Source organism: Shigella sp. FC1661, assembly GCF_001712525.1.
GTDB lineage: Bacteria > Pseudomonadota > Gammaproteobacteria > Enterobacterales > Enterobacteriaceae > Escherichia > Escherichia coli.
In genome coordinates, this window is record NZ_MDGW01000054.1 from 1 (window position 1) to 10178 (window position 10178).

Genomic DNA, 10178 nt, shown 5'->3' on the forward strand with positions numbered 1-10178 from the left:
TACCGGCATCCACGTTACAGACGGTCCCGGCAAAAGTGCCTGACCTGACCCCTATTAGCGGTTACCAGCGCCCCACCAGACCCGGTGACATCACCCCCCGGATCATGGACGACTGGGGGCAGTAATCATGCCGGGTCTGGCTGGCTAACACCCCATTATAAGGGGTACGAATAAAGTAACGGGGCAGTCTATTTTACAGCGGCATATTGCCTCGTTCTCGCATCATGGTTTGCCTCAAGGCAGTGACGACGCGCTACGGTATATTGCGGAACATGACGATGCGCTGGCGTTTGCGTGTATTAATCGCCAGATGATCGCTTTGCGCATAATGCAACAAGTTAAGGCCACGGGAAGTCCGGTTCTGGATGTGGCGCATAACTTTGTTAGCGCGTGTCAAATCGGCGATCAACAGGGCTGGTTGCATCGTAAAGGTGCCACGCCGGATGACAACGGTCTGGTGATTACTCCTGGATTGTACAGCCTGTTGCGAACGAAAAAACGCTCCACTCGCTGGCGCATGGGGCAGGGCGTAAATGGGGGCGCACCGAGTGTAAATGGCGTCTGGCAGCGAAATACACGGTGACGCAACTCTCGCGGACTGAACTTGGCAGTCGGATAATTTGTCGCGATAAACAACTCATCTTTGAAGAAGCGCCACAAGCCTATAAATCGGCTGAAAGCGTGGTGCAATGTCTGGTGCAGGCCGGTTTAATTATTCCTGTCGCGCGGCTGCGTCCGGTGCTAACGCTCAAAAACAGTGGAGGGAAAAAAGGATGATCTTGCTACAACTCTCCTCAGCGGAGGGGCCGGAAGAATGTTGTCTCGCAGTGAAAAAGGCGCTGGACAGGCTAATTAAAGAAGCTGCCCGACAAGACGTCGCGGTAACGGTGTTGGAAACAGAAACGGGCCGCTACTCTGACACGCTGCGTTCAGCTCTGGTTTCTCTGGATGGCGATAACGCATGGGCATTAAGCGAAAGCTGGTGTGGCACTATTCAGTGGATTTGTCCGAGTCCGTATCGGCCTCATCATGGGCGCAAAAACTGGTTTCTGGGCATTGGGCGTTTTACCGCTGATGAGCAGGAGCAATCCGATGCGATCCGGTATGAGACGCTGCGTTCGTCGGGGCCGGGCGGTCAACATGTCAATAAAACCGACTCGGCGGTACGCGCCACGCATTTGGCATCCGGTATTAGCGTGAAGGTTCAGTCAGAGCGTAGTCAGCATGCTAACAAGCGGCTGGCACGATTGCTGATTGCCTGGAAGCTGGAGCAGCAGCAACAGGAAAATAGCGCGGTGCTGAAATCGCAGCGGCGAATGTTCCATCACCAGATTGAACGTGGCAACCCGAGACGGACATTTACAGGGATGGCTTTTATCGAAGGATAATGAAGGATGAAACTGCCGGAAGGCGATTAAACGCCATCCGGCAGCAAATCAAATAATTACTTCGCCGGAATTTCTTTCAGCAGTTCAGTCAGCAGTGTCCAGTAATGACCTACGCTTTCGATGTGAACTTGCTCATCCGGAGAGTGTGGACCGGTGATAGTTGGCCCGATAGAAACCATGTCCATTTCCGGATACGGTTTTTTGAACAGACCACATTCCAGGCCCGCGTGGATAATCTGGATGTTCGGCGTCTTGTTGAACAGGCGCTGATAGGTTTCACGTACCAGATGCATCACCGGAGAATTAGCGTCCGGCTGCCAGCCAGGATATGCGCCTTTCGCTTCGGTTTTCGCGCCAGCCAGTTTACCCAGCGAATCCAGCATGCTCACCACGTAGTCTTTACCGCTGTCGATCAGTGAACGGATCAGGCAGTGAATTTCTACGTTATTGTCAGTCATGGTCACCACACCGACGTTCAGGGAGGTTTCAACCACACCTTTGGCTACATCGGAGTTGCGGATCACACCGTTCGGGGTGGCGTTCAGCAGACGAATAAAGGTATCGCGAGATTTCGCAATCAGGGCAGCTTTATCGTTCGCTACAGAGTCCAGCAACAAGGCCAGATTTTTCTCTTTCTCTGCCAGCTCGTTTTTCAGGATCTCCTGATAGGTATTCACCAGAGATTTCAGTGCGTCGACTTTATCAGCTGCGACAGCAATGGTCGCAAAGGCTTCACGCGGGATGGCGTTACGCAGTGTGCCGCCGTTGAAATCGATAAGGCGCAGGTCCAGTTCTTCTGCATGACCCGCCAGGAAGCGCACCAGCAGTTTGTTGGCATTACCCAGGCCAACGTGGATTTCACCGCCGGAGTGACCGCCTTTCAGACCTTTTAAGGTTAACTTGAAGGTTTCAAAACCAGCTGGAACCGCTTCACGATCTAAATGCAGGTTGGAGGTGAAGTCGATACCCCCCGCACAACCCATGTAGATTTCACCTTCTTCTTCGGAGTCGGTGTTAATCAGAATATCAGCCTGCAACCAGTTGCTCTGTAAGCCAAAAGCACCGTCCATACCGGCTTCTTCGGTCATGGTCAGCAGCACTTCCAGCGGACCGTGAACCACGTTTTCGTCAGCCAGAACCGCCAGTGCAGAGGCCATACCAATGCCGTTATCCGCACCCAGCGTGGTGCCGCGCGCTTTAACCCATTCGCCATCAATATAAGGCTGGATAGGATCTTTCGTGAAGTCATGCACGGTGTCGTTATTTTTCTGCGGCACCATATCGAGGTGGGCCTGTAAGACGACCGGTTTACGATTTTCCATACCTGCGGTAGCAGGTTTACGAATCAGGATATTACCTACCTGATCGCGTTCGACATGGAAACCTTTCTCTTTTGCCCAACCAACAATGTATTCAGCGAGTTGCTCTTCATGATAGGACGGGTGAGGAATAGAACAGATTTTGGCAAAAATATCCCACAGCGGCTGTGGAGATAATTGAGACAGTTCAGACACGTTAAGTCTCCTTGTCGATCACCCGCAAAACAGTATTGCAGGTCACAGGGTTAGCAGAAAATGTTGTCAACACAAGACAGGCTTGCGAGATATGTTTGAGAATACCACTTTATCCCGCGTCAGGGAGAGGCAGTGCGTAAAAAGACGCGGACTCATGTGAAATACTGGTTTTTAGTGCGCCAGATCTCTATAATCTCGCGCAACCTATTTTCCCCTCGAACACTTTTTAAGCCGTAGATAAACAGGCTGGGACACTTCACATGAGCGAAAAATACATCGTCACCTGGGACATGTTGCAGATCCATGCACGTAAACTCGCAAGCCGACTGATGCCTTCTGAACAATGGAAAGGCATTATTGCCGTAAGCCGTGGCGGTCTGGTACCGGGTGCGTTACTGGCGCGTGAACTGGGTATTCGTCATGTCGATACCGTTTGTATTTCCAGCTACGATCACGACAACCAGCGAGAGCTTAAAGTGCTGAAATGCGCAGAAGGCGATGGCGAAGGCTTCATAGTTATTGATGACCTGGTGGATACCGGTGGTACTGCTGTTGCGATTCGTGAAATGTATCCAAAAGCGCACTTTGTCACCATCTTCGCAAAACCGGCTGGTCGTCCGCTGGTTGATGACTATGTTGTTGATATTCCGCAAGATACCTGGATCGAACAGCCGTGGGATATGGGCGTCGTATTCGTCCCGCCAATCTCCGGTCGCTAATCTTTTCAACGCCTGGCACTGCCGGGCGTTGTTCTTTTTAACTTCAGGCAGGTTACAATAGTTTCCAGTAAGTATTCTGGAGGCTGCATCCATGACACAGGCAAACCTGAGCGAAACCCTGTTCAAACCCCGCTTTAAACATCCTGAAACCTCGACGCTAGTCCGCCGCTTTAATCACGGCGCACAACCGCCTGTGCAGTCGGCTCTTGATGGTAAAACCATCCCTCACTGGTATCGCATGATTAACCGTCTGATGTGGATCTGGCGCGGTATTGACCCACGTGAAATCCTCGACGTCCAGGCACGTATTGTGATGAGCGATGCTGAACGTACCGACGATGATTTATACGATACTGTGATTGGCTACCGTGGTGGCAACTGGATTTATGAGTGGGCCACCCAGGCGATGGTGTGGCAACAAAAAGCCTGTGCGGAAGAAGATCCGCAACTCAGTGGTCGACACTGGCTGCATGCGGCTACGTTGTACAACATTGCCGCCTATCCTCATCTGAAAGGAGATGACCTGGCCGAGCAAGCGCAGGCTTTATCAAACCGCGCCTATGAAGAGGCCGCCCAGCGTCTGCCGGGCACGATGCGGCAGATGGAGTTTACCGTACCCGGCGGTGCGCCCATCACCGGCTTTTTGCATATGCCGAAAGGCGATGGCCCGTTCCCGACAGTATTAATGTGTGGTGGTCTGGATGCGATGCAGACGGACTATTACAGCCTGTATGAACGTTATTTTGCGCCGCGCGGCATTGTGATGCTGACTATTGATATGCCGTCGGTGGGCTTTTCTTCAAAATGGAAGCTCACCCAGGACTCCAGCCTGTTGCATCAGCACGTCTTAAAGGCGCTGCCTAACGTACCGTGGGTGGATCACACTCGCGTCGCGGCCTTTGGTTTCCGTTTCGGCGCTAACGTTGCCGTGCGTCTGGCATATCTTGAATCGCCGCGTCTGAAAGCGGTTGCCTGTCTTGGTCCGGTAGTTCATACCCTGTTGAGTGATTTTAAGTGCCAGCAACAGGTGCCGGAAATGTATCTTGACGTTCTGGCGAGTCGTTTGGGGATGCATGATGCTTCCGACGAAGCGTTACGCGTGGAGCTGAATCGCTATTCATTAAAAGTGCAAGGATTGCTGGGACGTCGCTGCCCAACGCCAATGTTATCAGGCTACTGGAAGAACGATCCGTTCAGCCCGGAAGAGGACTCACGCTTAATCACCTCATCATCTGCTGACGGTAAATTATTAGAGATCCCATTTAACCCGGTGTATCGGAATTTTGACAAAGGTCTTCAGGAAATCACCGGCTGGATCGAAAAACGCTTGTGTTAAAAATTTGCTAAATTTTGCCAATTTGGTAAAACAGTTGCATCACAACAGGAGATAGCAATGACGTTACCGAGTGGACACCCGAAGAGCAGATTGATCAAAAAATTTACCGCACTAGGCCCGTATATTCGTGAAGGTAAGTGCGAAGATAATCGATTCTTTTTCGATTGTCTGGCTGTATGCGTCAACGTGAAACCGGCACCGGAAGTGCGTGAATTCTGGGGCTGGTGGATGGAGCTGGAAGCGCAGGAATCCCGTTTTACCTACAGCTACCAGTTTGGTCTGTTCGATAAAGCAGGCGACTGGAAGAGTGTTCCTGTAAAAGATACTGAAGTGGTTGAACGACTGGAGCACACCCTGCGTGAGTTTCACGAGAAGCTGCGTGAACTGCTGACGACGCTGAATCTGAAGCTGGAACCGGCGGATGATTTTCGTGACGAGCCGGTGAAGTTAACGGCGTGAGTGAAATGTGCCGGATGCATCACATCCGGCAATATCTATTAAAACTGATACGTCATCCCAATCGCGACAATATCATCATTATTAATATTCAATTTGTTATCGCTATCCAGTTGGTTGATTTTATAATCAACAAATGCTGACATATTTTTGTTGAAATAATACGTAGCACCGACGTCGATATAATTAACCAGATCTTCACCACCGATGCCCTCAATATCTTTCCCTTTCGATAAGACATAACCCAGCGATGGACGCAGACCAAAGTCAAACTGGTATTGAGCGACCGCTTCAAAGTTCTGTGTCTTATTGGCAAAGCCGCCAGTTATTGGCGTCATTTTGCGAGTTTCAGAATAGAAAGTTGCCAGATAAATATTATTGGCATCGTATTTCAGACCTGTTGCCCATGCTTCTGCACGCTTGCCTGTGCCACGGCTTTGCAGGTTCTGCTCGTTGGTGCGATCTGAGTTGGTATAGGCCCCACTAATGGCGAAATCGCTGCCGCCAAAGTCATATGTCAATGACGTGCCGAAGCCATCGCCGTTTTGCTTTTTAACGTCGCGGTTTTCGTTTTTCCCTTGATATTGCAGGGTTAAGTTCAGGCCATCGATAACGCCGAAGAAGTCGGTGTTCCGATACGTCGCCAGACCGCTGGCGCGTTTGGTCATAAAGTTGTCGGTCTGCGCCGAGGAGTCGCCACCAAATTCCGGGAACATATCGGTCCAGGCTTCCACGTCATACAACGCGCCCAGCTTACGACCATAATCGAAAGAACCCAAATCTTTATATTTCAACCCGGCAAAAGCGAGACGCGTTTTTTGCTGTGCAGTATCACTCTCTGCTTTATTACCGGCAAACTCTGCTTCCCAACGACCATAACCAGTCAGTTGATCGTTAATTTGTGTTTCGCCTTTAAAACCAAAACGGATATAACTCTGGTCGCCATCTTTACTGTCGTTATCACTCATATAATGCATGGCTTTAACTTTGCCATAGACATCCAGTTTATTACCGTCTTTGTTATATATTTCTGCGGCCTGTACGGATGCAGATGCCACAATGCCCATCACCACTAATGCCAGAGTGCTCTTTTTCATTTTCATTCCTGATTTTAATTAACGCGCGAATATTCAGCGGGAGAGCCCCGTTGAAAACAGGAAAGTTTTTAACCTGAGATTGTTAAAGATATATTACAGATTAATAATATTCTTAAAATGTGGTAATTTATTAAATCTGTAATAAAAGCGTAAACAACTGCCGCTAGGCTTGCTGATCCCGCGCAACAAAACGCCATGCTTTGCTCGCAGATGGTTGGCAACCGACGACAGTCCTGCTAAAACGTTCGTTTGATATCATTTTTCCTAAAATTGAATGGCAGAGAATCATGAGTGACAGCCAGACGCTGGTGGTAAAACTCGGCACCAGTGTGCTAACAGGCGGATCGCGCCGTCTGAACCGTGCCCATATCGTTGAACTTGTTCGCCAGTGCGCGCAGTTACATGCCGCCGGGCATCGGATTGTTATTGTGACGTCGGGCGCGATCGCCGCCGGACGTGAGCACCTGGGTTACCCGGAACTGCCAGCGACTATCGCCTCGAAACAACTGCTGGCAGCGGTAGGGCAGAGTCGACTGATTCAACTGTGGGAACAGCTGTTTTCGATTTATGGCATTCACGTCGGGCAAATGCTGCTGACCCGTGCTGATATGGAAGACCGTGAACGCTTCCTGAACGCCCGCGACACCCTGCGTGCGTTGCTCGATAACAATATCGTTCCGGTAATCAATGAGAACGATGCTGTCGCTACGGCAGAGATTAAAGTCGGCGATAACGATAACCTTTCTGCGCTGGCGGCGATTCTGGCGGGTGCCGATAAACTGTTGCTGCTGACCGATCAAAAAGGTTTGTATACCGCTGACCCGCGCAGCAATCCGCAGGCAGAACTGATTAAAGATGTTTACGGCATTGATGACGCACTGCGCGCGATTGCCGGTGACAGCGTTTCAGGCCTCGGAACTGGCGGCATGAGTACCAAATTGCAGGCCGCTGACGTGGCTTGCCGTGCGGGTATCGACACCATTATTGCCGCGGGCAGCAAGCCGGGCGTTATTGGTGATGTGATGGAAGGCATTTCCGTCGGTACGCTGTTCCATGCCCAGGCGACTCCGCTTGAAAACCGTAAACGCTGGATTTTCGGTGCGCGCCGGCGGGTGAAATCACGGTAGATGAAGGGGCAACTGCCGCCATTCTGGAACGCGGCAGCTCCCTGTTGCCGAAAGGCATTAAAAGCGTGACTGGCAATTTCTCGCGTGGTGAAGTCATCCGCATTTGCAACCTCGAAGGTCGCGATATCGCCCACGGTGTCAGTCGTTACAACAGCGATGCATTACGCCGTATTGCCGGACACCACTCGCAAGAAATTGATGCAATACTGGGATATGAATACGGCCCGGTTGCCGTTCACCGTGATGACATGATTACCCGTTAAGGAGCTGGCCGATGCTGGAACAAATGGGCATTGCCGCGAAGCAAGCCTCGTATAAATTAGCGCAACTCTCCAGCCGCGAAAAAAATCGCGTGCTGGAAAAAATCGCCGATGAACTGGAAGCACAAAGCGAAATCATCCTCAACGCTAACGCCCAGGATGTTGCTGACGCGCGAGCCAATGGCCTTAGCGAAGCGATGCTTGACCGTCTGGCACTGACGCCCGCACGGCTGAAAGGCATTGCCGACGATGTACGTCAGGTGTGCAACCTCGCCGATCCGGTGGGGCAGGTAATCGATGGCGGCGTACTGGACAGCGGCCTGCGTCTTGAGCGTCGTCGCGTACCGCTGGGGGTTATTGGCGTGATTTATGAAGCGCGCCCGAACGTGACGGTTGATGTCGCTTCGCTGTGCCTGAAAACCGGTAATGCGGTGATCCTGCGCGGTGGCAAAGAAACGTGTCGCACTAACGCTGCAACGGTGGCGGTGATTCAGGACGCCCTGAAATCCTGCGGCTTACCGGCGGGTGCCGTGCAGGCGATTGATAATCCTGACCGTGCGCTGGTCAGTGAAATGCTGCGTATGGATAAATACATCGACATGCTGATCCCGCGTGGTGGCGCTGGTTTGCATAAACTGTGCCGTGAACAGTCGACAATCCCGGTGATCACAGGTGGTATAGGCGTATGCCATATTTACGTTGATGAAAGTGTAGAGATCGCTGAAGCATTAAAAGTGATCGTCAACGCGAAAACTCAGCGTCCGAGCACATGTAATACGGTTGAAACGTTGCTGGTGAATAAAAACATCGCCGATAGCTTCCTGCCCGCATTAAGCAAACAAATGGCGGAAAGCGGCGTGACATTACACGCAGATGCAGCTGCACTGGCGCAGTTGCAGGCAGGCCCTGCGAAGGTGGTTGCTGTTAAAGCCGAAGAGTATGACGATGAGTTTCTGTCATTAGATTTGAACGTCAAAATCGTCAGCGATCTTGACGATGCCATCGCCCATATTCGTGAACACGGCACACAACACTCCGATGCGATCCTGACCTGCGATATGCGCAACGCCCAGCGTTTTGTTAACGAAGTGGATTCGTCCGCTGTTTACGTTAACGCCTCTACGCGTTTTACCGACGGCGGCCAGTTTGGTCTGGGTGCGGAAGTGGCGGTAAGCACACAAAAACTCCACGCGCGTGGCCCAATGGGGCTGGAAGCACTGACCACTTACAAGTGGATCGGCATTGGTGATTACACCATTCGTGCGTAAATAAAACCGGGTGATGCAAAAGTAGCCATTTGATTCACAAGGCCATTGACGCATCGCCCGGTTAGTTTTAACCTTGTCCACCGTGATTCACGTTCGTGAACATGTCCTTTCAGGGCCGATATAGCTCAGTTGGTAGAGCAGCGCATTCGTAATGCGAAGGTCGTAGGTTCGACTCCTATTATCGGCACCATTTAAATCAATAAGTTACACATCATTAGTACGTTCCTTATTTCTTGACTGGGACAAATTTGGGACCGATGGGTTCAGAATCGAGTCTATTTGCCGTGCGTGTTCGGTAAGGTGATTAGGTGCGAGGTGAGCATATCGACGAACCATTTCGATAGACTCCCAGCCTCCCATTTCCTGTAACACTGATAACGGGACTCCGGCCTGAACCAGCCAACTTGCCCAGGTGTGTCTCAAGTCGTGAAATCTGAAATCATCAATACCTGCTCGTCTCAGCGCCGCTTTCCAGGCTGTGTTTGCGTCATACCGCATCTTCCTGACTGTTGGCGCTTTCGTTCCGTCTGGTTTGGTACAGCTTTCCTTATACACAAATACCCAACGGTGATGATTCCCGATTTGTTTTTTCAATACGCGACATGCAGTATCATTCAGCGCAACGCCAATTGCGCGGTTTGATTTACTCTCTTCCGGGTTTATCCATGCCACCCGGTGAGGTGTACTGGCAATAGCGGACACTACCATTTGTTCTTTTTTTAAGCAGCCATCTGATGATATTTTTCCCTGAAGGCTGCCGGGGAGATATTCCCCAGACGAGAGTGACGACGCTGACGATTGTAGAAAATCTCAATGTATTCCCGTATTACTGAGATGGCTTCATCCCGGTTATTAAAACGATAGTGGCTCAGGCTCTCATTTTTCAGCGTTCCCCAGAAGCTTTCCATCGGAGCGTTGTCGTAACAGTGACCTTTACGCGACATTGATGTTTTCAGACCAGACTGCTCCTGTATGACCCGGTAATCGTATGCGCAGTACTGTGAACCTCGATC

The 10178-nt window shown here is 51.0% G+C and carries 8 protein-coding genes, 1 tRNA gene and 3 pseudogenes; 8 read left to right on the plus strand and 4 right to left on the minus strand.

Features of this window, described 5'->3' with window-relative positions:
* Window positions 1–178: 178 nt before the first annotated feature.
* A pseudogene (locus BFF42_RS04165) lies at window positions 179–777 on the plus strand (RNA ligase RtcB family protein); the annotation flags it as partial.
* Complete coding sequence (gene prfH, locus BFF42_RS04170) at window positions 774–1388, plus strand: peptide chain release factor H (protein ID WP_039060010.1); 615 nt, start codon at window positions 774–776, stop codon at window positions 1386–1388. The pseudogene BFF42_RS04165 and the gene prfH, both read left to right, overlap by 4 nt.
* A gap of 56 nt (window positions 1389–1444) precedes the next feature.
* On the opposite strand, the gene pepD is transcribed toward prfH, so the two are convergent.
* A complete protein-coding gene (gene pepD, locus BFF42_RS04175) occupies window positions 1445–2902 on the minus strand; it encodes a cytosol nonspecific dipeptidase (protein WP_001293009.1) in 1458 nt (485 codons plus the stop codon).
* 260 nt (window positions 2903–3162) lie between these two features.
* Between pepD and gpt the strand changes: the two genes are divergently transcribed.
* The 3 genes from gpt (at window position 3163) to crl (ending at window position 5416) form a co-directional block, all read left to right on the plus strand.
* Window positions 3163–3621 carry a xanthine phosphoribosyltransferase gene (gene gpt / locus BFF42_RS04180; protein WP_001291986.1) on the plus strand — a complete coding sequence of 153 codons (459 nt, stop codon included), beginning with the start codon at window positions 3163–3165 and terminating at the stop codon, window positions 3619–3621.
* Between the two features lie 91 nt (window positions 3622–3712).
* On the plus strand, window positions 3713–4957 hold the full coding sequence (gene frsA / locus BFF42_RS04185) for an esterase FrsA (RefSeq protein WP_000189552.1): 1245 nt from the start codon (window positions 3713–3715) through the stop codon (window positions 4955–4957).
* A gap of 57 nt (window positions 4958–5014) precedes the next feature.
* Complete coding sequence (gene crl / locus BFF42_RS04190; RefSeq protein ID WP_000174677.1) at window positions 5015–5416, plus strand: sigma factor-binding protein Crl; 402 nt, start codon at window positions 5015–5017, stop codon at window positions 5414–5416.
* A 38-nt stretch (window positions 5417–5454) separates the two neighbouring features.
* Here the strand turns inward: crl and phoE are convergent, their stop codons facing one another.
* On the minus strand, window positions 5455–6510 hold the full coding sequence (phoE, locus tag BFF42_RS04195) for a phosphoporin PhoE (protein WP_039058982.1): 1056 nt from the start codon (window positions 6508–6510) through the stop codon (window positions 5455–5457).
* Window positions 6511–6797: 287 nt separating this feature from the next.
* On the opposite strand from phoE, the pseudogene proB reads away from it, so the two are divergent.
* The 3 genes and pseudogenes from proB to BFF42_RS04210 all read left to right on the plus strand — a co-directional run bounded on the left by proB (window position 6798) and on the right by BFF42_RS04210 (window position 9355).
* Window positions 6798–7900, plus strand: a pseudogene (gene proB / locus BFF42_RS04200) (glutamate 5-kinase).
* Between the two features lie 11 nt (window positions 7901–7911).
* Window positions 7912–9165 (plus strand): glutamate-5-semialdehyde dehydrogenase, encoded by a 1254-nt coding sequence (gene proA, locus BFF42_RS04205; protein WP_000893275.1) that lies wholly within the window; start codon window positions 7912–7914, stop codon window positions 9163–9165.
* A gap of 114 nt (window positions 9166–9279) precedes the next feature.
* Window positions 9280–9355, plus strand: a tRNA-Thr gene (locus BFF42_RS04210).
* 14 nt (window positions 9356–9369) lie between these two features.
* Here the strand turns inward: BFF42_RS04210 and BFF42_RS04215 are convergent.
* Window positions 9370–9840 (minus strand): annotated as a pseudogene (locus tag BFF42_RS04215) (tyrosine-type recombinase/integrase); the annotation flags it as partial.
* 44 nt (window positions 9841–9884) lie between these two features.
* On the minus strand, window positions 9885–10178 hold a 294-nt coding region (locus BFF42_RS04220; protein WP_146627975.1), incomplete at its 5' end, for an integrase core domain-containing protein.